This window comes from Streptomyces sp. HUAS MS02, from assembly GCF_055702265.1.
This window is the reverse complement of sequence record NZ_CM146747.1, coordinates 1,332,743-1,358,247: the sequence shown is the minus strand read 5'-3', so window position 1 is coordinate 1,358,247 and position 25,505 is coordinate 1,332,743. Positions and strand designations below refer to the sequence as shown.

Genomic DNA, 25,505 nt, shown 5'->3' with positions numbered 1-25,505 from the left:
GTTCCGGGCGTCAACGGACTGCGATGGCGTGGGTGTCCTCGTCCGGAAGGCCGGGTGACCTCAGGCCATGGCCAGTACGGCCGCGACCAAGGACCGCAGGCAGGCGCTCTCGGCTTCTTCGTCCGGCAGGGAGAGGTGCTGCATCGTCAGTCCGTCGAAGCCGGCCAGGAAGAACCTCGCGATCGTCTCGGCGGGCTGGCCGAGCCGGTGACCGGTGCGTTCGGCGGCCTGCTCGACCAGCTTCGTCGTCACCGCGAGGACCTCGCCGTAGTGGTTCTGAAGAGCTTCCTTCAGGTGTGGCGTACGCAGGGCGAACATGCTCAGCTCGGTGAGTAGCTGGTGCGAGGCCGGCTGTTCGAGCACGGTACGCCAGAGTGCTTCGGCGAGCGTGACGACGGTTTCCTCGAAGCTCGCGTCCGTGGGCGCACGGTCCAGCGCAGCGGGCGGTGCAGCTTGCGGGCCAGCAGGGCGACGGCGACGGCCGTTTGGTTCGCGTGTTGACACCTTCGGTGCGGCCGTTGTGGTGGGGAAGAGCGAGTGCGGCGTTGACGGCGGCGGTGAGCTTGGAGTCGTTGCCTACCGCTGTGGTCAGCCGATGACCGAACTCGCCGGTGAGGCGGGCGATTTCGGTCATCTCAGGCCCTTCGCTGGCGCGCGGCACTTGTGTCAGCGCGGTGGAAGTGGTCGATGGCGGCGCTGGACTCCCGGAGTCGGACGCGCGCGTCGGGTGTTCGAGCGCTTCTACCGCGTCGCGTCCGCGGACAAGCCAGTGGAAGTTCCGGCTTGGGATTGGCGATCGCCGCTGGCGCCGCGGAGGCCAACGGCGGTCGGCTGGAGCTCGACACCCGGCCCGGCCGGGGCTGCACCGTTCGTCTGCTGCCGCCGAAAGGGTTCGTTGCCGTACTCATGGGGGCGAGCACCTGTCGAGACCGAAGCAGTTCCACCGGTGAAGCTCAGCACCGAACGACTGGACGAAATACCACGGCCGCCGCGCGCCTTCAGAAGACGCACTGCGTACTGCTGCCCTCCCCGGACGTCGGGCGCTGATAGCGTCCGGCGACGACTGGCGGGAGCGGTCCGGTGCTGACACCGGTGAGCGTCAGCGGCTGGTCGACGTTTGCTGTGCGCCGCGTGTGGTGCGGCATCCCGGCGGGTCGGCGGCGATGGGCATGTTGGGCTGGTTCCTGTGAGCGAGCGCAAGCCCTACAAGACCGACGTGAGCGACGAGCAGTAGGCTCTGGTGGAGCCTGTGATAGTCGCGTGGAAGGGCCGCGCACCCCTCGGCCAGTGGCTATCAGGGCCGTTACGCGATGCGGGAGATCGGGTTGTCGCGTGGCTGGGAGGTCAGTCGACCGCGTCAGCGGAGGCGCCTCGTTCCGCCATGTCCGAGCTGTCGGGGCCGTTCATCCGGTCGATCGCGGCTCTGGCGGAATTCGTGCGTTCGCGCATCATGGCCTGGAATTCGAGGCGATCGCTGCCGATCTCCTGCCCGACAGGAAAGGCGGCCAGCAGTTCTTCGCAATTATCAGCCACCTCTTCGCGAAACTCGCTGTGGCTCAAAATATGGCCCTTGTTCCTGAGGATGGCGTCTACGACCATCTCGCCCATCTCCCGCGGGTCCATCCCGGCATCCCCGGCGTCGACGGGCTGGTTCTCCGTCTTTCTGGTGCGGAACCGCGCCTGGCGGTTCTGCTCGGCCAGCAGCATGCGGGAGCGGGTCAGCCCCGGATAGAGCGTCGACACCCCGATGCCGTGGGGCGCGAGCGAGAGGCGCAACGAGTCCCCCAACCCGCGGACCGCGTATTTGGACGCGGCGTAGATAAAATTGTCCACCGAGGGAAGCAGGCCCGCCATCGAGGATGTCGAAACGATATGCCCGCCCTCCTTCTGGCGCAGCATGTGCGGCAGAAAGCTCATGATGCCGTTGACCACACCGCCCAGGTTCACCCCGAGCACCCAGTCCCAGTCCTCGTAGCGCATCGCCTCAACGGTGGGTGCGGTGCCGACGCCGGCATTGTTGACGAGGATGTGTACGGCGCCGAAGCGCTGGACGACCCGATCCGCGGCGTCGGCCATCGCCGTGCGATCGATGACGTCAACCTCCAAGAATTCGGTGGACGGTCCGTCGCCGAGGACAGAGCGAGCCTCATCGAGGTGATCGGGGCGCAAATCCGCTACGGCGACGCGGACGCCATGAGCGAGGAGGGCCTGAACGATCCCCAAACCAATCCCGCTCGCACCACCGGTCACAAACGCCACTTTGTTCGTCAGATTTCTCATGTCGTCCTTCTTGTCGCCATGGCGTTGGACGCAGCGCCAACTCTTGATCTCATTGACACCGGATGGGGGACGGGCTGCTCGGCGTGCTCCCGCCGGGCTCCACCCCAGTGGTCTGCACCCATCTGCGGACCCGCGCACGATCGCACAACTGGCCGGGGCATCACAGCACGCGGGTCGGGCTCAGGGGTCAACGTACGGTGGCATGGTTTCGGAACCCTTACCTCTGCGCGCAGGGAACCAGCCGCCGCAGTCAGCCACCGCGGCGGGATCTCGCAGGTCAGCGACCTGTTGAAATCAACTGGCCGGGACATCACGTATGGGGCCCCTACGCGGCACACACTTTCTATCAAGGCACAAGACCATGGCCGCACGAGTAGGAAGCAGCGGCCTTCCGGCCGAGCCCGCGGCAGTCCCTACTGGACGGACACCGCGAGCGCAGGATGTCCCTTGCACCTCATCGAGCCGGCGCGCCGACTCAGTGGCGGCTGCGTCAGAACGGATAGCTGGGGATGTCACCGCGGACCGTGACCCACTGCTGTTCCGTGAACGCCTCCAAGTTCGCGGCGGCGCCACCGTGCCGGGATCCGTTGCCGGAGTCGCCACGGCCGCCGAACGGAACCGTCGCCTCGTCGTTGACGGTCTGGTCGTTGATGTGCACGAGCCCCGTGGGGATGCGCTCCGCGAGCGCCAGGCCCTTGGCGACGTCCCGAGTGAGGATGCCCAAGGACAGCCCGTACTCCGTATCGGTGGCGAGCTTGGCAGCCTCGTCCAAGTTGTGGAACCGCACCACGGGAGCGACCGGGCCGAATATCTCCTCCGCGTAGGCGCGGGCCGTGAGCGGCACGTCTGCCAGGACGGTGGGCCGGTACATCAGCCCCTCGTAGGTCCCTCCGGTCACGAGCCGCGCGCCCACCGCGACAGAGTCCGTGACGACGGCATGCGCCGCCTCAAGCTGTCGCTGGTCGATCATCGGTCCCACAGCGACGTCGCCGCCGGCCGGGTCGCCCACAATCGCGGCCTGCGCACGCTGTGCAAGGAGCTCGACGTACTCGTCGGCGACCCCGGCGTGAACCAGGTGTCGGCTGGAGGCCATACAGATCTGGCCGGCGTGGTGGAAGGAGCCGAACGCGCCGGCGGACGCGGCCCTTTCCAGGTCGACGTCGTCGAGAACGATCAACGCAGAGTTGCCTCCGAGCTCCAGGTGCGTCCGCTTGAGCCGCTTCGCCGCCGCAGTGGCGATGGCCTTGCCGGCGCGGGTGGACCCCGTGAAAGCGATGACCGGTACCTGCGGGTGATCCACCAGCGCTGCGCCCACATCGGCGCCACCGGGCAGCACATGCAGGAGTCCGTCAGGCAGGCCCGCTTCCTCGAAGACACGAGCGATCGCCACGCCACCACAGATCGCCGTGCGCGGGTCCGGCTTCAGCACAACCGCGTTTCCCAGGGTCAACGCCGGCGCCACGGCACGCATGGCGAGCACCATGGGAGCGTTGAACGGGGCGATGACGCCGACAACGCCGACCGGGAAGCGGCGCGAGAAGGACAATCGCTCGTCGATGGAACGGAGGACTTCGCCGTACGGCGCCGCAGCCAGGGCGGCTGCCTCGTAGCACTCCTCGGCTCCACCGTTCGAAGCCTGGAACTCCGCGAAGGGCCGCAGTGCTCCCGACTCCCGCACAATCCAGTCCGCGATCTCCGCCTGGTTCTCCTCGAAGGCTCGGGCCGCGCGCCGCAGCACCTGCGCCCTCTCGATGTACGGCAGCGCCGCCCAACTCCGCTGAGCCTGCGTCGCCCGCTCCACTGCTCGCGCGAGGTCGTCCGGCGTCGCCGCGCCCACCCGGCCCAACGTATCCCCCGTGGCGGGCTCACAGGAGTCGTACGAATCACCCGAACCCTTGATCCAGCCTCCGGAGAAGATCCTCTCGGTCCATTCCGTGGTGTCGAGCAGTGCCATGATGTCTTCCTCACTTCCCTTGTTCGATTGATCGCATCTGGTGCCACGCCCGCAGGTACTCCTATGCAGGGGGCGCGTTCCTCATAGGCTTCGGGGAGCTGGCCATGGACGGCTTCAGCCGCGCCGATCCCTCACTCGGTAGCCGTCGCACCCGGCTCGGCCGGTCGCCCCCGCGGCGACGCCGAACGGCGGAGCGCTTCCGTCTCGGGAGCGATCCTGAGGATCCAGTCGGCCATGCATGCCTGGATGTGTCATGGTCGATTCAGCCACTGCCGCCAGCGAAGGCGCCGGCCAGTTGATGCGCCCGTCAGAAGCGGTGGGACATCCACACCACCTCGTGCCGTCGGCGACGGTTCATAGACCGGAGCCTGAGTCCCAGCCGTTACCGGCGCCGAAGTTGAGCGGGATGAACACCGGCGCTTCGATCTCGTGAATCCGACCCGAGTGGATCTTGAATATCTCCAGCCACTGCGTGCTGAACGGCAACGGGTTCGTCAGCCGGTCAACGCCCGGATAACCCGTGAGCGGGGCGGACCGGACGTCGCCGTTCTGTATGAACAGCGGAAACGCCGCTACGAGTCCCTTGACCTCGTCGATCACGATCGGCCGCCGCGGCCACACCTTCCACAGATCGGCGAATAGGCCCGAATCGATCTGTTCGGCAGCACTGCGCACGCTCATGCCGTCCATGAGGATCTGCATCCGCTCCCGCTCGTCTTCGGGCGTGTTCTGCGGAAGCAGCAGTTGAGGCGGCGTCGAGTTGCCGGTGGTCCGCAGACCCGTCTCATGTCGCACACAGTCGGCCGTGAAGGGCGCGCGGCGGCTGTCCTCGCTCGTCAGTGCGTCGAAATAGGAGTCGGCGATCAACTGCAATTCGACGCGATCATTGCGCTGCTCGAGCGGCACATCCTGCACAAGCGCATCACGGGGTCGTTCAAGATTCGCCCACGCCGCCGGCTGGATCATGTCGGTGAGGAGATGCTCAACTTCGATGATCCGTCCCTTCAGCACCCTGAGGCGTATGCCGGCGAGATACGGGCGTCCGCGAACCTCCAGCAACCCGCCGACGACGATCTGCTCGGAGACCGCGTCAACGACGTCGACGCGGAAGCCTTCCGGCGCTTTGGTCAGCGCCCGCCACAAGACCCCTTCACCCATCGGAATGGCGATGGTGTTCTCGGTCATGCGCACCTGCGGATCGAGGGGCAGTTCTGCGGGCGAGTGACGGAGCAGGGCGTCAAAGTATCGGTCGGCGAGCGACTTCAACCGGCTCCGCGCTTCATCGCTCTCGTGGCCCGGCGTCCGCGCACACGCCACTTCGGTCCCGCTGTCGTCGACGAAGCGGGGTACTGCCTCCGAGTCGATCGTGTAGACGTTTTTCATGACTTGTCCTCTCAACTCGCCTACGCAGCAAAGGCCGTCGAAGGGAGCAGCTCACAAACAGGCGTACGCCAGTTGCCACAGATCGCGCGGCCCCTCGCCGCTCTGCATGAACGGCGGCTGCCTGGCCGGAGCCGGATCATTCCGGTGCCGCCATGCGCGCCTGCAACGCGATCTCTTCTGCTGCGACCACGAGCAGCGCAGCCGACTTCTCGATGGCTGCCGCGTTATCGGGTCCGCTGGCGAGGGCAACAGTCAGGCTGCCGGCGATGCCGTGCCCGTCCTGCTTCAGCGGAATCGAAACGTGGAGGACGCCCGGGTCGGGATCATCCACACCGACGGCGTAGCCGAGCCCGCGAACCGCCCGCATGCGCCGCTTGAAGACAAGCCAGTCGGCATCACCTGAGTCGACCCGCTGGTAGATCGACCGAACGGTCCGCACCTCAAGGAAGGAGAGGAGGGCCAGCCCGGGAGCTCCCCGGAACAGCGGGGCCAGACGCCCCCTGGCGAACGCGCCTTCCGGGAACGGCTCGGCGCCGATCCTGTGCTCGTGCGTCGTCATGACGGAATCGCGATAGATGCGACTCAAAAAGATCAGGCCCGGTTCAGCGTACTCGGCTGCCATACTCACAACGGCAGGCTCCGCGGCGCGGATCAGTGGGTCGGAGAGGCGCAGTTGCCGTTCGTAGTGGATGATGCCCGGCCCGAGCAGGTAGCGACCCGGCCTGATGCTGAAGATCAGTCCAACCGCCACCAGGCTCCGAAAATACCTGTAGACGGTGCTCTCGGACTGGCCCATCGCGACGCACGCTTGCTCTACCGTCCACTCCGGCCGCTCAGGGGTGAACAAGTCCATCACTGACAGCATCCGGTCCGAGCTTGTCCCGCTTCGATGCGTTTCGTCAGCCACTGCCACTCTCTCCATCCTGCCGCTACCAACCCGAGGAGGCCTTCAACGGAAGGATCTCCCGGATCTCGTCGATGATCCGAATCTCACCATCCACCACCTTGAAGACTCCCAGCATGTACATGGCTCCAGCGTCAGGCCGCGGGTGGTCCGGGATGGGGTGAAAGTCGACCACCACAAAGCTCGCCGCCACGCCCAACTCTGTGTCGAGCACCGGAAATCGGCGCTCACGTGCGTGCGGGCGCGCCGCACGGGTGTCGTTGAGCGCGGACGCACAAGTGTGAACCTTGGCGTCGGGCGACAGAAGCGTACGCAATGTATTCGTCGTCTTGGCGCCGTTGTCGAACTTGTCGCACCGGTAGTTGAAGCGCGGAATCGTCCCGTCGCTCTGCTCCAATCCCTCCCAGTATGAATTGGCCGCTGCGCGCAGTCCCTCTCGATCGACGCGGCGGTCGGCCGGAACTACTGCTGAATAAATGATGTCGGGCTTCAGAAGGCGGGCAGCGTCGGCGAAATGCCCTTGGGAATCGGAACTGACGATCGCTTCGGCTTCGAGGATCAGCTGTCCACGCACCTGAATACGTTGCGCGAAAGGCTGGGGCTGGCCGCCTTCGAATGTGACCACGCCCATGCAGACCGCCTGGCCGGTGAGCGGATCGGCGAAGCTGATGATCCCTCCGAATTGCGGCGCCCGACGCCACAGCCCGTGGCCGATCTCCACGAGTGCACCGTTCTCGGTGCTGCGGAAGTCAGTATGGAATCCGAGCGTCTCAGGTGCGCCACTGGACAGCGCGGACAGATAGTCGGCGAGAAGGCCGGCCAGATCACTTGAGTCCATCACGATATACCTACAGGGGAGTGACCGAAATGAACGCGACCATAGTTGATCGCAGCGCTGTCGGACTGATGCGCGAGATGGCCGCGCAGCACGCCGACATTGCGCCAGTACCGACCCAGCAACGCATCCTTCCTCGCGGCCGAAGAGCCCACTGTCCGGAACATGATGTCGACTGCCTCGTGCGCGAGATGGACGCTTTGCAGCATGACCATCGCCAGGCGCCGGCTGTCGTCTTCCGAACATGGTTCGCCTGTCGTGAACGTTCGTTCCGCGATCTCCATGTAGTCGGCCGCGGTTTGTAGAAGCGCGGCTCGCGCCGTATCGACCAGGGCGCGGCAACGTCCGAAGTTGAATTGGTACTCGGCCAGATCGACACGCGAGGCCCCGGCCGGGCCGGTCGCCTTCCGCGCCCTGAAGGTCTCCTCGTAGACATCGAGTGCGCCCTCTGCGGCACCGACGATCACGGCGACGGACTCGGTGATGACGAAGGGCCGAGCGGGGCCGTAGAAGAGCGAACTGTCGCGGTAGGCCTCGGCAGGGGGCATCGCCGCTGTCTGCGGGTACGGCTTGGTCCGGTGCGCCGGCACGAAGACCTCGTTCAGCACGACGCGGTGGGACCCGGTGCCCTGCATACCGATCACGTCCCAGTTCCGCACGATCTCGTAGTCGGCGCGTTCGAACAGCCCCATCCGCAAGGGCGAGTCACCCGGCCGAGGGTCGTCGACCTGGAATGTCAGCAGGATGTGTGTGGCGTGAGCGCACCCAGATGCGTAGTCCCACGCACCGCTCACTCGAAAGCCTCCCGGCACCGCCACACCGGTCCCCTGCGGGGCGGCCACCTCCGGCGCTCGGAAATCGCCGAGGGCGCCGTACGCCTCCCGCTGGGCATCGAGGGGGAAAGTAGCGAGCTGGTGCACGTGTCCCGACACGATGGAGAGCACCCAGGCGGTTTCCGGACAGCCCCGCGCCACCGCCGTGACAAGGCGGACGAAGGTCGGCAGGTCGAAGCCGTAGCCACCGAACAGACGCGGCTGGATCACACGGTAGAAGCCCGCCTCCACCATGGCCCGGTTGGTCTCCGCCAGGACGTTTCCCGCCGCCTCCGTCTCCGCCTGGCGGTCGCGAAGATGACCGAGCATCTCCTCGGCACGCAGGATCAGTGCCCCTGGGGACAGATCGGGCTCCGGAGGCGCGATCGAAATGAATGGTGCCGTGCGCTGCTGCGCGCGCATCGGAGCGGTCATGATGTGCCCTACTTTCTTGATCGGGTTCGAACTGGTCCTTCGTAAGATCAGCGGGACCCAGGGGCTCTGGGTATGGCTGTCATGGCTGCGCCGTCCGATGGCTGGAGAGGCTTGGCCGCCCGAAGCCCCGCGACGACTCGACCGCCAATTGGGAGATGCGACTCGATCGCTGTGTAGGGCAACGTCGGCGAGGTCGTCTGCTGGGCTTCATGCGCGCGACGAGCTGGCGGAGGTGACCGTGCCCGGCAACGACTGTTCGGGGCGACGCTCGGCTGTCGCGAGCGCTACCTGGCGACACGACGAGCCACGGTGTGACCGCGTTCCAGGCGGCCCCCCATCACGCGAGCGATCAGGAAGTTTGAAGCTCGCGAGACAGGCCGTCGAGAGTGCCCTCGCAGGGCCAGCTCTTGACCTCCGGCAGACACTTGTCGGCGAACAGACGCATGTTCCGCTTGGCCTCCTCGCGCGGCATGCCGCCGAAGTGGAAGTGCGGGAAGAATCCCTGCAGGTTCAGGTCCGCATTGATCCGCTCGAGCGCTTCGATCACCTCGGTCGGGTTCCCCGCCGGCATCACCTTTGCCGTGTTCTCGGCCATCTCCTCGATCTTCTCGGGCGAGATCCGCATCTTCGCGTAGAACTCGTTGCCCTTGGTCGTCCCGAAGCTCTCCTCGGCCATGCCGTAGTTCTTCACTGCGGCGCGGAAGTTCATCCGGTGGTACTTGATGGACATCTCCTTGGCGCGGTCGCTGCTCTCGTCGACGAAGATGGTGCCGGACAGCATCGGCGCGGGGGCCGAACGTCGCGCTCCGTGCGTCTCCCCCCACACCTGGTGGTAGGTGTCGACGTCGACGCCGAGATTGGCGCGTGGCTCCGGGTTGATGATCAGGACGCCGATACCCAGCTCGGCAACGGTCCGAACCGATTCCGGCGAGCCGGCCGATCCGAATATGCGTCCCTCGAAACTTCTGAACGGCCGCGGACGCAGCTCGCGGCGAGGCTGCTTCGTGCGCTCGCCGCCTTCGATGACACCCGTTTCGAGCGCGGTGATGATCAGCTCGGCGTGCTCTCGATAGAGTTGACGGGTCTGGTTGATGTCGACCCGCAGGCCGTCGCACTCCATCTTCCCGAGACCACGGCCGAAGCCGAGCAACAGCCGCCCCTCCGTGACGTTGTCGAGCCACAGTGCCTGCTCGGCGACGCGCACCGGGTCGTTCCACGGCAGCACCACGACCTGCGTTCCGAGCTTCACTTGCTTGGTACTGCCCGCGAGATACGCGAGCGACTGCAACGGTGAGGGAGAGATGGAGTAGTTGGAGAAGTGATGCTCCGTCACCCAGATGGACTCGAAGCCAAGGCCCTCTGCCTCGACCGCCATGTCGAGGTCTTCCTTGAGGAACTGCCTGTCATCGACCTCGTTCCCGCTCTGGTGCTGAAAACCGGTCGCGATACCTACATGCATCCTTCGCTCCTTCTGATCGGCCTGCGCGAGCACACTCCCAGACCGACCGTGTCATTTTGATCGTAACTTGTCACCATGTGAGAATAGAAGATGTTGTCACTCTGTGTTCTGAGGCGCCGAGCTTGAGGACTGATCCGGCGCCTTCGTGCCTTCCGCCTCCAGGCGGTAGACCTCCCCCATCGGGCCGAGCGGGGGCAGCGCGAGGTCCGACCGGGTCCGGGCGAGAGCCTCCAGCCACGGATCGAACACGCTCGTTATGCGCTCATCGGTCGCCGACGAGGGGAGGGCGTAGAGCGGCCCGTCACGCAGTGCCTCATGGATTCGTTTCGCAAGAACCGCTTCTTCCTCGTCCTCGTGAGTGAGGACGAGTGTCACGGCCAAACCCGTCGCGAGGAGTTCCGCCCGGAGCCCCTCGGTGAGGCCGATCAGGCTGCGGCCAAGCACCGAGTCCGCGCATCTGGCACTGTCGGCAAAAAGTGCGGTCGTCGGCAGAATGACCGCGACGCCTGCCCCGCCGGAGGATGCGACACGACCGGGAGCGAGCCCTCGGATGATGGTGAAACAACGCCGCAGGGCCTGATGCACTTGCGCCGTCCAGTCGACCGAACGTGAGCCCCCGGGGCTCTGTGGAGCGATGGCAAGCACCAGCGGCGCGACATCCGAAGGGTCGCCCAGCTGCTCCGGCTCCTCCATCACTGTGTCGACCATCTTCATGTCGAGCACGTCCACCTGGCAGCCGAGAGCCGTTAGAGCGCGCCCCGCACGCGTCGCCCCCACGGGTTCAGCCAGAACGACCCTCTCGAGTCGGCTGGTCTTCCGTGCAGGAGTGGCGAGCCGGACGGCCCGCATGAGTGCATCGCGTCGCATCGTGACGACCGGTGCGATGCCGCCGTCGGTGAACACCATCGGCGCGTCTTCGTCGATCGCATCGAGCACTCGCTTGCCGACGTCGCGAGGGTCGGCGCCTTTCGACAGCAGCTCGCGAGCCGCCTGCTGCACCCTCGCGCGCTCGATGTCGTCGCCCCGCAGGCCGCTGTCGCGATACGCCGCGGGACGCATCGTTTCATGGTCGTGAATGTTCGTATTCACCGCGGACGGGCACAGCGTCGTCACCCCGATGCCCTCCGCCGACAACTCCGTGCGCAGGCAGTCCATCACCGCGATCACGCCGAACTTCGCCGAGGAGTAGACACCGCCGTCGCTCGCCACCATGAGCCCGCCGGCGGAGGAGGTCGCCACGACATGACCGCCCGCGCCTCGTGCGCGCATGACGGGCAGCACGGTCTCCAATCCATTGGTGACCCCTTCCAGGTTGACTCCCATCAGCCACTCCCAGTCGGCCGGCCTGCTGCGCAGGATCGTCCCCAGAACACCGATGCCGGCGTTCAGGCAGAGGACGTCGACGGCGCCGAAACGGTCGCCAGTCGCCTCGACGGCATCGAGCCAGGCCTGCCTGTCGGTGACATCCAGCTGACGCGGCATCAGCCGGCTTCCGTGGCGGCGCAGGTGGTCCTGGGCATGAGCGAGGTGGTCGTCCCGCACATCGGCCACGACCACATTCATCCTCCGGTCGAGGAGTGCTTCGGCAATGCCGAGGCCGATGCCGCTGGCACCTCCGGTGATGAGCGCCGTATTGCCCGGCACCACGGAGTGGGTGCGCATGTCCGCACTCCTCGGTCGCTTGTCCCTCGCGCCTTCCCCTGCGCCGACCCCGCGTCGTACCTCATCGCCCATGTCTTGGACGCTACCACGAAGCGACATGCATTGCCTCATCGTGAAAATCTATGTATGTTTTGGCAAGCCGGAGTGAGGTGTATCACGGTCAGGCGATCCCAAAAGGAACATCGGCGGGAAACGACGAGCCCGCGCTTCGGCTCGCGCAAGCCGACTCCGACAGAGAGGACGAAGCGATGACGATGAACCCGGCAGACTTCCGAGCCGCCATGAGTCACTACCCGACGGCCGTCTGCGTGATCACGACAACTACCAGCGAAGGCAAAGCAGTCGGGATGACCGTCGGCACCTTCACCTCGGTGTCCCTGGATCCACCGCTGGTCGGCTTCTTTCCGGACAAGAAGTCCACGAGTTGGCCGCGCATCGCCCAGACCGGTCGGTTCTGCGTCAACCTCCTGGCCGACAACCAGGAGGATGTGTGCCGCACATTCGCCGGGCGAGGACCCGACAAGTTCGCGGATGTCGTGCACCGCTTCTCCGAGCACGGCCTGCCCCTGGTGGACGGCGCGGTGGCCTACATCGAGTGTTCGATCCACAGCGTCGCCGAGGCCGGCGACCACTACTTGGTACTCGGCGAAGTGGACGCCATGACGGTCGGCAGTTCCGCTTCGCCGCTCATATTCCACAATGGCACCTACGCGCAAGTCGCCCCCACCGCGCGCCAAGTCGCTTGAGCCATCCTCCCCGACGCGCGGCGATCCCCTGGCAACGAGGTGCTACGACGCCCGCCCGCGTCGACCCTGTGAAGCCGGGAGCAAGACACCATGGAAAGAGGACACATGCCGCAGTTTCGAGCAGACGCCTTCGGCCCTGGCGCCGTTCCCGAGGATGTGGCCGCCCACAACGCGGCCATGGCGCGGCAATTCGGCGATCCTCCAGACATCTGGGACGTCGGCATCGACCGAGCACGCAGCGGCGGCTTCATGCCGCTGCCACCGGTCTCACCTCGTGCGTTCGACATCCAGATCGCCGACCGCCTGTCTCTGCACGTGGTCCCGAGCGCTCGTCCCCGGGCCGTGCTGCTGCACATCCACGGCGGCGGCTTCATACTCGGCGGTGCGGCGCACCAGGATGCCCTCCTGGAGAGGATGGCGGATGCGGTCGGAGCGACATGCGTAAGTGTCGAATACCGGCTGGCACCCGAGAATCCGTACCCGGCCGCATGGGACGACTGTGAAGAAGCCGCTCAATGGCTGCTGAAGCACGCAGGGGAGGGATTCGGAGCCGAGACCCTCCTCATCGCAGGCGAGTCCGCGGGCGCGTTGCTGGCCGTGGCGACCCTTCAGCGCCTGCGCAACCGCGGCCTGGCGGAACGTTTCCGCGGGGCAGCACTCAGTTTCGGGGTCTACGACTCGACGATGACACCGAGCCAGACGCGCGCACGCACAGGAACGCTCAAGGCCGCGAGTATCGCGAGAATCGTCGATGCCTATGCTCCCGACATCTCCCGACGTCGCGACGCGGACCTGTCACCGCTGTACGGCGACCTCGGCGAGATGCCGCCGGCGCTGTTCACCGTGGGCACACTCGATGCCATGCTCGACGATTCGATGTTCATGTACTGCCGCTGGCTCGCTGCCGGCGGCCGTGGCGAACTCGCGCTCTACCCAGGAGCGGACCACGCTTTCACCGAGACCGCGCATCCCTCGGCGAGTGAGGCCAACGCGCGTATCGATCAGTTCCTGACGTCGTGCATCGAGTCGCACTGACCGCCGGCATCCTGCCTCGCCTTCTTGCTCATCTGCCCTCTCACCTTCCGCACCGACTCAGGGACATCGCCAAGAGCATCGATCCGTTCCAGGACAAGGCCGCGCAGCATCGCACATGCGTCGAGAGCGGCGGGGGAGACGGACCTGCCGGCCGACCAGTCCTCCGGACAACGGGTGGGGGTGGCGGCGCGCACACGTCGGCCTCGTCGCAGGCGTGGGCGCAATGGGACTGCTCCTGGCTGCTTGTGGTTCATCGACCGGCCCCAGCAGCGAGTCGCCCAAGACAGTCGTCTTCTCGCCGCCGTCGCTTTCGATCGCCCAGATGAAGTCGATGGCTTCCGCACTCAAAACGGAGGCCCGTCCCGACGGCTGGAAGGCCGTGAACCAGGACCCGAACGCGGACGCTCAGGAGCAGGCAAGGCAGCTGAGCGCGGTGGTCTCCTCCGGCTCGGCCGGCGCACTGTTCATCATCGCGATCTCGCCGTCTTCGTTCAGACAGGTCGTGCGCGACGCGCAGGCCAAGGGCATCCCCGTGGTGACCACCGCTTCGCCCGCGGATTACGGATTCGACGGCCCCCAGCCCGGCATCACCTTCGACGCCATCGACTACAAGGCGTACGGGGAGGCTGTCGGCCGAGAACTCGGCACGTGCATCAACGAGAGGCTCGGGGGCAAGGTCGAGGTGGTGCGGGGCCTCCCGGTGGTCGGCTCGGGTGGCAAGGAGGAGATGGAGCAGGCGGCAGCCCCCGGGGGGCCGCCTGCGGGCCGGATGACGGTGAGACGGGACGGTCAGGCTGATGCTGACCCCGAACATGGCCCGGTAGCGAGCGAAATCGTCCTCGCACGTGTCGACGAGCGCCTGAGCCCACCGCGGTCAGTCCCCGAACTGCTTGTCGTACCTGTAGATGAGTTCGTGCTCTGCGTCAGAATCTCGATCGCCGCGCCGCGCCTCCCTCGTCCCGGGGCAGCCCCCCGTGACAGCCCAGCCCAGTGAGTCTCCCACCGCTTCGTGCCCTCCGGCAGGGGCGCACAGGGGAAGTCCTCGAGTGCGCTCTGGCTGGACAGACCCTTGAGTGAGGCTCCCCCCCCGCCATGCGGGAGGTGCTGATCAGCTGGTCAGCAGGGGTTGATGGGTGTTCAGATTCGTTGGTTCGGCCGTCGCCTGCTCGGCGCAGTGTTTCTCCTCGAACTCGATCGGGCTGAGGAATCCGAGCCGTTCCTGGATGCGGCGGGAGTCACAGAAGCCGTCGGTGTATTCGAAGAGCGCGATGTTGGCTTCGGCCCTCGCGGTGAAGGTGCGGCCGCGGATGCATTCAGTTTTGATGAGCATTCAGAGTCGCAGCTCCGCCTCCGTGGCCACCTGTGCGGCCCACCCGACCGGGCCCGGTCCGAGCACCGCCCGGGCGGCGGTCACCCGGTCCTCCTCGAGCGGTTCGCGTTGTGGTTGCCACCACAAACACCGGGCGGTTCATTGTCGTCCGGGACCGAGTGCGTGCAGGGGCCCAGCCGCTTGACTCTATCCAACGAGACCGGGCCGGGCCGCGACCGGACGACCGGACGCCCGCCCTGCTTCGCCGCCCCTCGACGGGGTTCCCGACGCAGTGGAAGGAATGCAGGATGCAGCAGATCAGATTTCCGCAGAACGAGTTCCAGAGCTTCGAGGCGCCCATGCGCGCGGAGGTCGACATCCGAGGACTGGAAGTAGTTCAGGGCGAGGTTCCGGAGCATCTCGACGGCGGCTTCTACCGACTGCTCGGCGATCGACAGTGGCCTTCCTTCATCGAAAACGACATCTTCTTGCTGAACGAAGATGGCATGGCCTCATGCCTGCGCATTTCGAACGGCCGCGTGGACTTCCGGACACGGTATGTCAAAACTCCGCGATTCGTTGCCGAGGAGCAGGCCGGCCGGGCACTTTTCGGCGCGTACCGCAACCCGCTCACCGACGACCCGTCAGTGCAAGGCGTCCGCCGCGGAACAGCCAACGTGACCATGCTCTCGCACGCCGGCAAGTTCTTCGCCCTCAAGGAGGACAGCCCGCCGGTCGAGATGGATCCCTTCACCCTGGAGACGATCGGGGAGTACACCTTCGGCGGAGACTTCACGTCCGAAGCCTTCACCGCCCATCCGAAGATCGACCCGCGCACCGGCGAACTGGTGTTCTACGGCTACTGCGCGAAAGGCCCGGCCACGAAAGATATCGCATACTACGAGGCGGACCGGACCGGGAAGATCATCCACGAGACCTGGTTCGAAGCACCATACACCTGCATGGTGCACGACATCATGGTGACCGAAAACTACGTGGTGTTCCCTATTACGCCGCTGCGTCACGAATACGAATGGCTGGAGAAGCGCGAGCCGGCGTTCAAGTACGACACCGGCGAGCAGGTGCACCTTGGTGTACTGCCGCGCAAGGGCACCGCAGATCAGATTCGCTGGTTCGTCGGCCCCAACCAGTGTCACGGGCACACCGTGGGCGCCTATGACGACGGTCGCTACATCTACGCCGACAACACGCTGAGTGTCCGCAGCTTCTTCCCGTTCTTCCCCAACGCCGACGGTTCGCCGTTCGACCCGGAAGACACGAAACCGTACATGAAGCGCTGGGTCATCGACATGGGTAGCGAGGGCGACACTTTCACGGAGCGTCAGCTGCTGCAGTATCCCTGCGAACTCCCGCGCATCGATACCCGTTTCGAGACCCAGCCCTACAGCTTCTGTGCGCTGAACCTTCTCGATGTGCCCGGTCAGGATCGGGTCGGCGGCGGGTGGCAGTGGATCGCGACCATGGATGTCACCGGAAAGAAGCCGACCCGGATTCGCTATGCTGGCGACAACTGCTCGATCAGCGAGCCCCAGTTCGTTCCGGCGCACGACGGGGCTGCCGAAGGCGAAGGCTATGTCCTCGTTGTCGTCGGACGACACGAGGAAATGCGCAGCGAGTTCCTGATCCTCGACGCGCAGAATATCGACGGCCCGCCGATCGCGACCGTCGCCCTGCCGATGCGCGTGCGCAGCACGGGCCACGGATTTTGGTACGGGAAGCGTCAACTGATGGGCGAGACGCATCTTCTCGGGGCGAACTGACATGCCGCGCCTCGCCGGAAAAGTTGCGCTCGTCACCGGTGCCAGCCGGGGTATCGGCCGCGCCATCGCCTGTCGCCTCGCCGCCGATGGCGCCTTCGTCGTCATCCACTACGGGAAAAGTGAAGAAGGCGCCCGAGAAACACTCGCCATGATAGAAGCGGAAGGCGGGAGTGGCTGCATCGTACAGGCCGATCTCGGCAAGCCGGCTCAGTCCGTCGTTCCCATGTTCGAGGCTATCGACGGTGAGTTGATGGGGCGGCAGTCCGGCAAGGACCTGGACATCTTGGTCAACAACGCCGGGCAGATGGTTATCGGAACCATCGAAACCATTACCGAAGCGCAGTTCGACGATGCCTTCACTGTGGATGTGAAGGCGCCATTCTTCATCACCCAGGCTGCGCTGGCGCGGTTGCGCGACGGCGGGCGCATCATCAACATCTCGTCCGGCACCGCGCGTGTCGTCAATCCCGGGGTGATCGCCTACGCCATGGCGAAAGGTGTGCTCGAGGTCTTCAGTAAGACCCTGGCGCTGCATCTCGGTCAGCGCCAGATCACCGTTAACACGGTGGCCCCCGGGCCAACGGGCACCGAGGAGTTTCTGAGAATGTCGGCGGGCGACCCCGGTTTCGTGAAGCAGGCAGCAGCGCAATCCGCGCTGGGACGTATCGGCACGCCCGAGGAGATCGCCGACATCGTGGCCTTCGTCGCGAGTGGTGAATCCAGTTGGATCACCGGACAAGTCATCGACGCGACTGGTGGAACCTTCCTCGGGTAGGCGACGATTAGGTGGAGCGTGGTGCAATGACCGAACCGACGACCAGAGCCGAATCGTCCCGAGAAAGCGAAGTCGTCAGCAAATCCGGTGTGGCGGTCGGCCGACGTAGGGAACGTCCATAGATGGCCGGTGCGCCATGAACCAGAAGTCGGAACACCGGAGTCCATCCCACCCGTTGTGGCGAGCCGCCCGATGCTACATCTTGAGCACGGCAGTCGACTCTCCTGTCGCAGCCTGGTTGGACAGGAGCTGGCATGTGTCAATGCTCGGAGGTGACCCGTTGCTCGGCCGCGATCCGTTCGCGGCCGACGCGGTATCCGGGGCGGTCGCCGCATTCAATTCGGCTATGGCCCAGCGGCGCATGGGCCTTCTCGGTCTGTGGGAACCAGTGGCAAGGCCGTGTGGTCAAGGCGTGAGGCGGTGGGTCAACCCCTTGAAGTAGGGAACGGAGTTCCGGCTAGAACGGTGCCGACCGAGATCAATCGTGAGCAAGAACTCCGTTGGGTACCCAGTCTGTCATCACCCGCACCTGCACCGTGGCTGGGGGCCGGGATGCCCCTGGCCACCTCAGTGAGTTCACCCAGCACCTGCCGTTCGAGATGGTCGACGAGGCGCTGGCCGCGACGAAGCCCCCCAGTCCCGGCTGCGCGCTTTGCCTTCTCCTGTGGAGGTCTACCTGCTGCTGGCCGCCTGTCTGTTTCCTGAAGTCGAGTACTGCGGTGCGTGGTGCATGCTGACTGCCGCGCTGGAGGGCCTACCGATCGCCACACCCACGGCCGGCGGGTTGTCCCAAGCCCGCCGGGCGCTCCGATGATGGCGATGGTCGGTTCTTGCGTTGGTCCAGCACCGCCTCCGGTGGCGTGAAGATCATGGCTGTGACAGCCAGCACGGCGAGCAGTGCCATGCCGGCCCCTGTCCACAGCGTCGTCCCTGTCGCGGCGTACAGCGACGTGGCGGCGAGTGGGGGCCAGGCCAACGGTGACGTAGGCGAGGTTGTAGGTCAGAGCAACGCCCGGGTACCGGACGGCCGTCGGGAACTGCGCGTCCAGGACCGTAGAGGCCGGATCGCACTGGACGAAGTTCGCGGTGCTGGCCATAGCGAGAGCCAGCACGACCAGCGCGACCGAACCCGCCCCGAACAGCGGAAAGAACAGCAGGGCAGCGACGATCTCGACGCACCCCCGCGGCGATCACCGTGCGTCGGCGGCTCCACAGGTTCCCCCCAGCGCCGCCGACCCGCAAAGCGCCATCAGGGACAGCGGTGTGATCGCCAGGAACGACAGCAGCCGCGTGCTGAGCTCGTAGTGCAGCTGGGCCGTCCCGTAACTCAGCATGTAGGTGGTCATCATGTAGCTGAAGACCGCCGTCGAGGAGAACAGGACGGTGCAGCGGACGACCGCGTACCGGTACCTGCAGAGCCTGACCCGGTTCCAGCTGGTCGAGGAGACCGAAGCGGGTGAGTACCGGCTGAGGCCGCCGGACCCTTGGGCTGGCCCGCCTCGCCCGCCGCGCCATGGCGTTGTCCGAGCTTGCCCGGCCGGTGATGAAGCGCGCCTCGCCGCCGACGTCGGCGAAACCGCCCTGGTCACCCCCCCTGGCGGGCGCCGCCGTCTTCTGCTTCGAGCGAGAGGATGCCGGCGTCAAACTGGTCCGGATCTCCTACCACGGGGCAAGATCCTGCCGATCAACGCCGGTGCCTCCGCCTACGTGTTGCTCGCCTGGCTGTCCGAGCCCGAGGTGGGCGCGAAGCTCGACGCCGCGCGCTGCGAGCCGTTCACCGAACGAACCCTGGCCGCCAAGCGCGACATCATGAGGCCGCTGAGGGACACCCGAGAGCGGGGATACGCCGTCAGCCGCGGCGAGCTCGACCGCGACGTCCTCGGCGTCGCTGCTCGCCTGCACAACAAGGCCGCTGACGTCGTCGCCGCCATCAGCGTCGCCGCCGTCTTTGCCCGAGTGGCCGACGAGCGGCTTCCGCGGCTGGCCGAATCGGTCTGCGACGCTGCCGCGGAGATCACCACTGCGCTCGGGATTGAGCACGCCCTCGCCGCGTCCACGTGCCGCCGACTGGACGGCGGAACCAAATCCCGGCGCGTGCCGAGCTGATCGCCGGAGCCGCGAAAGCCGGTCACATGGCCGCCGGCTACCAGCCCGACGTCGATCCCAGCGGCATCATCTCGCGTATCTCATCGATGATCCGCAGCTCACCATCGACGACCTTGAACAAGCCGAGCAGGTACATCGACCCGGCGTCAGGTCGAGGATGGCCCAGGATGGGTGAAAGTCGACCACGGCGAAGCTCCCGGCCACCCCGGGGCAGCAGTCCTGCGCTCGTCAGGCGATGCCTACCGGGGGCAGCCCGAAGTGCGTGCGCCCGAAGTTGATGGCGGCGCTGTCCACCTGATGCGCAACATGGCCCCGCATCACGCATATGTTGCGCCAGTAGCGACCGAGCATGCTGTCCTTTCGTGCCGCGGAACTGCCGGCGGTCCGGATGATGATGTCTGCCGCCTGATGCGCGAGTTCGATACCTTGCAAGAGGACTAGCTAGCGTGATGCGCCGCTCGACCTCATCCGAGCAGGGCTCATCTGAAGATAGAGCGACAAACTCCAGCCGAATTCGTCGGACACCGGCTTCAGGAAGACCGGAAAGGTTCCTATGAACAGCGGGATGATGCCCAATCCGATGCAGATTCCGCAACCGATGGCCGCCAACTCGTCAGTACGTACGTTTCGTCTTTCCCTCGGAGAGGCCGGGGCGCTCATCGAGACTCCAGGCTCTGGACGAGAAATCGATCGATCCGCGCATTCGCTGCGCCCGCCGCGGGGTGGGGTGTCTCGATGAATGTGTGATGCGCGTCCGGATAAAACGCCAGTTCGGCGCGCACGCCGGCGGTCAGCCAGCGGCAATACCGTGTCCGGAAGTCCACGCGGCCGTTCGAGATGCGCAGGCATGAGGCCATGTCATCTTCGTTGAGCAGGCCGATGTCATTTTCGGTGAAGGATGGCCACTGTCGATCGCCGAGCAGTCGGTAGAAGCCGCCGTCGAGATGCTCCGGAACCTTGCCCTGAACTACTTCCAGTGCTCGGATGTCGATTTCCGCGCGCATGGGTGCCTCGAAGCTCTGGAACTCGTTCTGCGGAAATCTGATCTGTTGCATCCTGCATTCCTTCCACTGCGTCGGGGACCCCGTCGAGGGGCGGCGAAGCAGGGCGGGCGTCCGGTCGCGGCTCGGCCCGGTCTCGTTGGATAGAGTCAAGGGGCTGGGCCCCTGCACGCACTCGGTCCCGGACGACAATGAACCGCCCGGTGTTTGTGGTGGCAACCACAACGGGAACCGCTCGAGGAGGAGCCGGTGGCCGCACGATGGGTGCTCGATCTTCGGGCCGGGCCCACGGGACCGCCGGTGACGCCCTGCTGCCCGGCGCCAACGGTGACCGCCGCCCGGGAGGTGCTCGGACCGGGCCCGGTCGGGTGGGCCGCACAGGTGGCCAGGGAGGCGGAGCTGCGAGTCGTCGAGCTCGTGCCGGAGATGGCCGGTTCCACCTCCATCGACACCGTCCGACGGCCCGCGGAGGCCTGTATCCTCACCATCCTCATCGCCCTGCACGCCGACACCCCCGGCGAAGCGGTCGCGACTCCGCAGCTGGCGCTCGACGGCAACCGCGACAGCGTGCACCGCGGCGTCGCCCTGGACCGGGTGCTCCACGCGATGTGGATCTCGCACGTGCACCACTACGAGCGACTGCTCGAGTTCCTCGACCAGACCCTGCCTCCGCACGAGCTCGCTGGCACGGTGCGCCGGGTGACCGAGCTGTCCTTCGCCTACGTGGAGGCATTCACGGCGCGGTTCAGCGCCGAGTACACCGCGGAGCGGGAGGCGTGGCTGGGCAGCCTTGCCGCAACGAGGCGTCAGGTCATCGAAGAGATCATTGCGGGTGTCCCCATCTCGGTGCGCGATCCGGAGCTGGTGCTCGGCCTCGACCTGTCCCGTCACCACCGGGCCGCCGTGCTCTGGACCGAGGACGATGCGGGGACCGACTCCGCCCACACCCTCCACCGGCTCGCGGGCCGCCTCGCCGACGCCGCGGATGCCGGCCAACCGCTGGTGGTGCGCCCCGGCGGGACCTCGCTGTGGCTGTGGATGAGCTGGGCCGCGCCGCCGGAGCAGCGGCTCGCCGAGCGGCTGCGCGGCGCCGTCGACGCCCCGCACGGTATCCGAGCCGCCCTCGGCCCGCTCGACGCTGGCATTGACGGGTTCCGCCGCAGCCACCTCGGCGCTCTTGAGGTCCGCCGCGTCGCCGCAGCCTCCACCCGACGGTCGTCGTGGCTCGCCGACCATGACGAACTCGAGGTGATCGCCCTGCTCACGGCGAACCCCGAACACGCCCGCTGGTTTGTCCACCGCCAGCTCGGTGCGCTGGCCACGGACGACGACCGCTCGGCGGAGCTACGCGAGACGTTGCGGCTCTACCTGGCATTCGAGCGCAGCCGCACGGCCGCCGCCCAAGTGCTGCACGTCGCCCCGAACACCGTCGGCTACCGTGTCCGGCAGGCCGAGGCCATCCTCGGTACCGACCTGGCCAAGGACCCGCTCCGGATCGGGCTCGCGCTAGAGATCTACGACTATCTGAATCCTGAAAAATAGATAGAACATCCTGCATCGCGGGCGTAGTTCGATCATCGGGCTACCGGGGGCGGAACTCGACCGCGGACCGGCCCTGGACATCCTCGGCATGCTCACCGACGACCGGCCAGTGGTCTCCGAGGCCGAAGTGGCCGGGCGACCGGGCACGTCGCGGTCCACGGCCTACCGCTCCCTGCGGAGCCTGGTCGCTGACGACCCGGCGCCCGAGTTCTGCCCCGCTCAGCCGTCAGCTGTCCGTGCACCTGGCGTCGAACTCCCAGCCATGCAAGGGCGCCGACCGTGGACTGCGGATCGAGATGGCCGAGATCGCCGCACGGAAGGTCGGCGTCGGCGACGCCGAGCTGATCGGCGCTCCGCAGCACCTCGGCACGACAGAGCCGATCTCGAACGTCGTACCGATCGAGCGGGTACAGCAGCGCCTCGCGCAGAACGCATTGCTGTCCATCCTCGTGGACGGTGTCAAGGCGTACGACCACACGCGAGGAGCTCTCCGCACGATCCACCCTTGATGTCGTTTTGGCCATCCGGGACGGCGACGCCCAGGAAGCCGCACGCCTGCAGTCCATGAAACGGGATGTGTTCGACAGGTGCCGCCAAGCCGTCGTCGTGAGCAGGGTGTCCGGCGACCTGCCGGTCTGACGTCAGGGGCCTGAGCCCGCATCCCAGCCGTTGCCGACGCCGAGGCTGAGCGGGACTATGAGCGGCGAGGGGCGTGTCGCCGTTCTGAATGAACAGCGGGAACGCTGCCACGAGACCCTTTTCCTCGTCGAACACGATCGGCCGGTGTGGCCCTGCTGACCTGCAGCGATGGGACTGTCGAGGGTGCTGTCAGCTGCAAGGAGTCCTGGCAGATGAATGCCACCTGGGTGCTGGCCGCCATGATCGCCGCCGACCTCGACGTATGGACCCGGCTCCTCCTCCTGCACGACGAACCCGAACTCGCCGCCGCGGAGCCGGAGACGATCCGTATGAAGCTCTACCACCTGCCCGCCCGGCTCATCGCCCACGTCCGACGCCGCACCCTGCACCTCGACCGGAGCTGGCCCTGGGCAGCAGCGTTCACCACCGCCCGGCAGCGGGCCACTCAGCTTCCAGCCCTCACCTGACGGCCGGTCACCACCGCGACGAAGACCAGGAAGGAGAGGAAACCCCCGTCTCGGGCCCGTGGAACCCGACGCCTCCGCAGCGTCATGCGATGGCCGCTACAGTGGCTGGTCGGACAAACCGGGGCAAGACACTGGATCAGCGGGACCAGTCAGGCCGCTGACGAATCGAGGTTGACAGCCCTCGGAATCACGAGATCAACCGACGCAGGCACTGCCACGACCCTGGCCTGAGGGAACGGCCCCGGCATGGCAGTGCCACCAGGCCGACCGCAGTAGGCGTCGTCGGCGGGGGTGCCGTGCAAGTCGACCACGGTGCTGTCCACGGCCACCAGCCGCCACGTCCCGACCCAGCCCCCGGGGTGAGGATCTCCGTGATTGGCTCCGCCAGCCGCTCGCACAGATCCGCCAGCACCCCGGACCCCAGCCGCTGGCGGGCTTCCGTGGTCCCGCCCGAGGCTGGGGCCTGTCGGCCGGCATCCCAGCCGCGGGGCCTCCACCGGTCCGTGAGCCGGGCCATCACCTGCTCGCAGTCATCACCGGACCACAACCCCAGAGGGAGCGCGAAGTACACCATCACATGCGCAGGCAGTCTGGAATTCCACCGCCTGGGCTGCCTGCCGTGCGCGACGACGACCTCGTCAACAGCCTCCCTGGACTGCTCCGAGGCCAGCACCCCGAACGGCTCCTGAGAACCCAGATCCGCCGTCTGGTTTAGCCGGCGATCCGAGGCATACCCTCCAGGCACCCAAGCGGGTAACTTGCCTGTAATCCTCTGGATACCCCGAAATATGGGCACTTGGCATTTCCTGACCGGCATGCCAAGAATGATTCGGAAGTGAACGCCGTCATCGCGTGAACGAAACCGACAAGGCGCGACTGCTCCGTGGAGGAATGAGTCAGGCACCGGAGCTGCCGGTGTGTGCGGCCCGCTGGTTATCGGGACGGCACGCCAAAGGGAACCGGACTACCGGAACGTAGGGACGCAAAGACAGGAGGCGGCATGTCACGAAACGCTCGTATGGCCGCGACGGTTGGCATATTCATCTGCATGGCCTTCAGTATGGGAGGGATATTCGCGGGGTCCTTCTCGGTCTTCCTCAAGCCCGTATCCGAATCCCTGGGATGGGCCACAGCGGGCTTTACGCTCATTTTTGCGATTTCGCAGATTGTGATGGCGGTCATGAGCCCCGTAGCCGGGCGCATCATTGACCGGTTCGGCGCGAAGACTCCTCTGTGTGTCGGGGTCGCGTTCTTTGCACTGGGCCTCTTCGGGCTGTCGACGATGAAATCTACCGGAGCCGTCTATTGGCTGTCCGCGGTGGCCATAGGTATAAGCGCGGCCTTCGCCGGCCCAGTGGTGGCTATGCGGGTCGTGGCGTCCTGGTACAGCACAAGCCGCGCGCTTTTCCTCGGCATGGTGATCGCTGCCGCGCCGCAGTTGGCGCAGTCCATCGTCGCGCAAATATCTCGTTTGCTCATCAATGGCTACGGCTGGCGCACCGCCTACGAAGTGTTCGCGCTGGCCGCTCTTGTATGCGGCGGCAGTGCCGCGTTCTTCCTCGTGCGGACCAAGCCTGTCGACGCGGCGGACGTGGCACGGGTTGAGGTGGAGAAGGCGGCCAACGCGGCCGAGCCGGGAGTCCCCGCCAAGCAGGCCTTCCGATCCCGGACCTTCTGGACCATCTCAGTGGCCGACGCTCTGGCGACCGGAGCCCTGGTCGGCGCGCAGACGGTGCTGGTGAACTGGATGACGGGACGCGGCACCTCTGAGGGGACCGCGACGACCCTGGCGTCGATCCTGGCCCTGTCCGTCGTGGTCGGTGTGCTCCTGAGCGGGTACGTCGCCGACCGTGCTCACTCTCCCCGAACCGCGACCGCGTTTTACCTCCTACCCATCCTCGGGCTGACTCTGCTCCTGGTCTCCGGTACCACGTTCGTCCTTCAGCTCCTCGGCGTCATCCTGACGGGTACCGGGATGGCGACCGTCGCCATGCTCCTGCCGTATCTGATCACCCGTTACTTCGGTCTGCGGACCTCCGCCGAGATCTACGGCGTCAGTGCGGGATTGAACGTAGTGGCAGCGGGCCTCGGCTCCGTGCTGATCGGTATCGGATTCGACGCGACAGGAAGCTACACGCTCCCGATCTCGATCGCCGCGGGCGCCACAGTCATCGCCCTGTTGCTGATGACAACCTTGAAGCCCTACACCTACGGCGTCTCCACCCCCGAGGTGCCTGCGGTCAGCGATCCGCCGGCTGCCACGTCAAACCCAGCCGTGTACTGATCTTTGACCACGGGCTTGATACGGGTGTGGCGAGTTCGAGGCCGGTCCCGGCCAGCAATCCGGTGAGGAGTTCGGGATGGCGCTCAACGAGGTCGG

Annotated in this window: 24 protein-coding genes and 3 pseudogenes; 12 read left to right on the top strand and 15 right to left on the bottom strand. The window is 66.2% G+C overall.

All coding sequences use genetic code 11. From position 1 onward, the window contains the following. Positions 1-60: 60 nt before the first annotated feature. The 10 genes and pseudogenes from ACZ9QC_RS05885 to ACZ9QC_RS05840 form a co-directional block, all read right to left on the bottom strand. A pseudogene (locus ACZ9QC_RS05885) lies at positions 61-426 on the bottom strand (TetR family transcriptional regulator C-terminal domain-containing protein); the annotation flags it as partial. 55 nt (positions 427-481) lie between these two features. Then, positions 482-685 (bottom strand): annotated as a pseudogene (locus ACZ9QC_RS05880) (hypothetical protein); the annotation flags it as partial. 659 nt (positions 686-1,344) lie between these two features. Further along, positions 1,345-2,280, bottom strand: coding sequence for an SDR family oxidoreductase (locus ACZ9QC_RS05875; RefSeq protein ID WP_472919150.1), 936 nt, complete (start codon positions 2,278-2,280; stop codon positions 1,345-1,347). Positions 2,281-2,770: 490 nt separating this feature from the next. Then, a complete protein-coding gene (locus ACZ9QC_RS05870) occupies positions 2,771-4,234 on the bottom strand; it encodes a benzaldehyde dehydrogenase (RefSeq protein ID WP_472919149.1) in 1,464 nt (487 codons plus the stop codon). A gap of 354 nt (positions 4,235-4,588) precedes the next feature. Beyond that, positions 4,589-5,617, bottom strand: a complete 1,029-nt coding sequence (locus ACZ9QC_RS05865) for a DUF8021 domain-containing protein (RefSeq protein WP_472919148.1) — start codon at positions 5,615-5,617, stop codon at positions 4,589-4,591. Positions 5,618-5,753: 136 nt separating this feature from the next. Further along, on the bottom strand, positions 5,754-6,470 hold the full coding sequence (locus ACZ9QC_RS05860) for an IclR family transcriptional regulator (protein WP_472919147.1): 717 nt from the start codon (positions 6,468-6,470) through the stop codon (positions 5,754-5,756). Between the two features lie 76 nt (positions 6,471-6,546). After that, entirely contained in the window at positions 6,547-7,359 is an 813-nt protein-coding gene (locus tag ACZ9QC_RS05855; protein WP_472921610.1) for a DUF8021 domain-containing protein, read from the bottom strand. Beyond that, a complete protein-coding gene (locus ACZ9QC_RS05850) occupies positions 7,359-8,603 on the bottom strand; it encodes an acyl-CoA dehydrogenase family protein (protein WP_472919146.1) in 1,245 nt (414 codons plus the stop codon). Before ACZ9QC_RS05850 ends, ACZ9QC_RS05855 begins: the two co-directional genes overlap by 1 nt. Before the next feature lie 349 nt (positions 8,604-8,952). Further along, positions 8,953-10,062 (bottom strand): LLM class flavin-dependent oxidoreductase, encoded by a 1,110-nt coding sequence (locus ACZ9QC_RS05845; protein WP_472919145.1) that lies wholly within the window; start codon positions 10,060-10,062, stop codon positions 8,953-8,955. A gap of 96 nt (positions 10,063-10,158) precedes the next feature. Beyond that, complete coding sequence (locus ACZ9QC_RS05840) at positions 10,159-11,724, bottom strand: SDR family oxidoreductase (RefSeq protein ID WP_472919144.1); 1,566 nt, start codon at positions 11,722-11,724, stop codon at positions 10,159-10,161. Between the two features lie 248 nt (positions 11,725-11,972). Here ACZ9QC_RS05840 and ACZ9QC_RS05835 point away from each other — a divergent pair, with 248 nt between their 5' ends. The 3 genes from ACZ9QC_RS05835 to ACZ9QC_RS05825 all read left to right on the top strand — a co-directional run bounded on the left by ACZ9QC_RS05835 (position 11,973) and on the right by ACZ9QC_RS05825 (position 14,499). Further along, positions 11,973-12,470, top strand: coding sequence for a flavin reductase family protein (locus ACZ9QC_RS05835; RefSeq protein ID WP_472919143.1), 498 nt, complete (start codon positions 11,973-11,975; stop codon positions 12,468-12,470). 105 nt (positions 12,471-12,575) lie between these two features. Continuing rightward, complete coding sequence (locus ACZ9QC_RS05830) at positions 12,576-13,505, top strand: alpha/beta hydrolase (RefSeq protein ID WP_472919142.1); 930 nt, start codon at positions 12,576-12,578, stop codon at positions 13,503-13,505. A gap of 223 nt (positions 13,506-13,728) precedes the next feature. Beyond that, positions 13,729-14,499, top strand: a complete 771-nt coding sequence (locus ACZ9QC_RS05825; RefSeq protein WP_472919141.1) for a sugar ABC transporter substrate-binding protein — start codon at positions 13,729-13,731, stop codon at positions 14,497-14,499. 114 nt (positions 14,500-14,613) lie between these two features. Here ACZ9QC_RS05825 and ACZ9QC_RS05820 read toward each other — a convergent pair whose 3' ends face one another. After that, positions 14,614-14,835: an IS3 family transposase gene (locus ACZ9QC_RS05820; RefSeq protein WP_123994183.1), complete on the bottom strand. Its 222-nt coding sequence runs from the start codon at positions 14,833-14,835 to the stop codon at positions 14,614-14,616. 287 nt (positions 14,836-15,122) lie between these two features. On the opposite strand from ACZ9QC_RS05820, the gene ACZ9QC_RS05815 reads away from it, so the two are divergent. From ACZ9QC_RS05815 to ACZ9QC_RS05805, 3 genes are all read left to right on the top strand, one after another. Next, complete coding sequence (locus tag ACZ9QC_RS05815) at positions 15,123-16,595, top strand: carotenoid oxygenase family protein (protein ID WP_012999346.1); 1,473 nt, start codon at positions 15,123-15,125, stop codon at positions 16,593-16,595. 1 nt (position 16,596) lies between these two features. Then, on the top strand, positions 16,597-17,370 hold the full coding sequence (locus ACZ9QC_RS05810; RefSeq protein ID WP_472919140.1) for an SDR family oxidoreductase: 774 nt from the start codon (positions 16,597-16,599) through the stop codon (positions 17,368-17,370). Positions 17,371-18,034: 664 nt separating this feature from the next. Next, entirely contained in the window at positions 18,035-18,184 is a 150-nt protein-coding gene (locus ACZ9QC_RS05805; protein WP_472919139.1) for a transposase domain-containing protein, read from the top strand. Between the two features lie 376 nt (positions 18,185-18,560). Here the strand turns inward: ACZ9QC_RS05805 and ACZ9QC_RS05800 are convergent, their stop codons facing one another. Continuing rightward, positions 18,561-18,719 carry a hypothetical protein gene (locus ACZ9QC_RS05800; RefSeq protein ID WP_160160219.1) on the bottom strand — a complete coding sequence of 53 codons (159 nt, stop codon included), beginning with the start codon at positions 18,717-18,719 and terminating at the stop codon, positions 18,561-18,563. 34 nt (positions 18,720-18,753) lie between these two features. On the opposite strand from ACZ9QC_RS05800, the gene ACZ9QC_RS05795 reads away from it, so the two are divergent. Continuing rightward, positions 18,754-19,476 carry an IclR family transcriptional regulator domain-containing protein gene (locus ACZ9QC_RS05795; protein ID WP_472919138.1) on the top strand — a complete coding sequence of 241 codons (723 nt, stop codon included), beginning with the start codon at positions 18,754-18,756 and terminating at the stop codon, positions 19,474-19,476. A gap of 228 nt (positions 19,477-19,704) precedes the next feature. Here the strand turns inward: ACZ9QC_RS05795 and ACZ9QC_RS05790 are convergent, their stop codons facing one another. Further along, positions 19,705-19,908 (bottom strand): hypothetical protein, encoded by a 204-nt coding sequence (locus ACZ9QC_RS05790; RefSeq protein ID WP_472919137.1) that lies wholly within the window; start codon positions 19,906-19,908, stop codon positions 19,705-19,707. A 224-nt stretch (positions 19,909-20,132) separates the two neighbouring features. Continuing rightward, entirely contained in the window at positions 20,133-20,531 is a 399-nt protein-coding gene (locus tag ACZ9QC_RS05785; protein WP_472919136.1) for a carotenoid oxygenase family protein, read from the bottom strand. Between the two features lie 195 nt (positions 20,532-20,726). On the opposite strand from ACZ9QC_RS05785, the gene ACZ9QC_RS05780 reads away from it, so the two are divergent. The 4 genes and pseudogenes from ACZ9QC_RS05780 to ACZ9QC_RS05765 all read left to right on the top strand — a co-directional run bounded on the left by ACZ9QC_RS05780 (position 20,727) and on the right by ACZ9QC_RS05765 (position 23,125). Further along, entirely contained in the window at positions 20,727-22,019 is a 1,293-nt protein-coding gene (locus ACZ9QC_RS05780) for a PucR family transcriptional regulator (protein WP_472919135.1), read from the top strand. Between the two features lie 7 nt (positions 22,020-22,026). Continuing rightward, positions 22,027-22,197, top strand: a pseudogene (locus ACZ9QC_RS05775) (hypothetical protein); the annotation flags it as partial. Positions 22,198-22,315: 118 nt separating this feature from the next. After that, the gene (locus ACZ9QC_RS05770) at positions 22,316-22,528 is read left to right on the top strand and encodes a hypothetical protein (protein WP_472919134.1); all 213 of its coding nucleotides are present in this window, start codon (positions 22,316-22,318) and stop codon (positions 22,526-22,528) included. Positions 22,529-22,870: 342 nt separating this feature from the next. Then, a complete protein-coding gene (locus ACZ9QC_RS05765) occupies positions 22,871-23,125 on the top strand; it encodes a transposase (protein ID WP_472919133.1) in 255 nt (84 codons plus the stop codon). A gap of 187 nt (positions 23,126-23,312) precedes the next feature. On the opposite strand, the gene ACZ9QC_RS05760 is transcribed toward ACZ9QC_RS05765, so the two are convergent. Continuing rightward, complete coding sequence (locus tag ACZ9QC_RS05760) at positions 23,313-23,942, bottom strand: transposase domain-containing protein (protein ID WP_472919132.1); 630 nt, start codon at positions 23,940-23,942, stop codon at positions 23,313-23,315. Positions 23,943-24,173: 231 nt separating this feature from the next. Between ACZ9QC_RS05760 and ACZ9QC_RS05755 the strand changes: the two genes are divergently transcribed. Then, positions 24,174-25,409 (top strand): MFS transporter, encoded by a 1,236-nt coding sequence (locus ACZ9QC_RS05755; RefSeq protein WP_472919131.1) that lies wholly within the window; start codon positions 24,174-24,176, stop codon positions 25,407-25,409. The last annotated feature ends 96 nt before the right edge of the window (positions 25,410-25,505 follow it).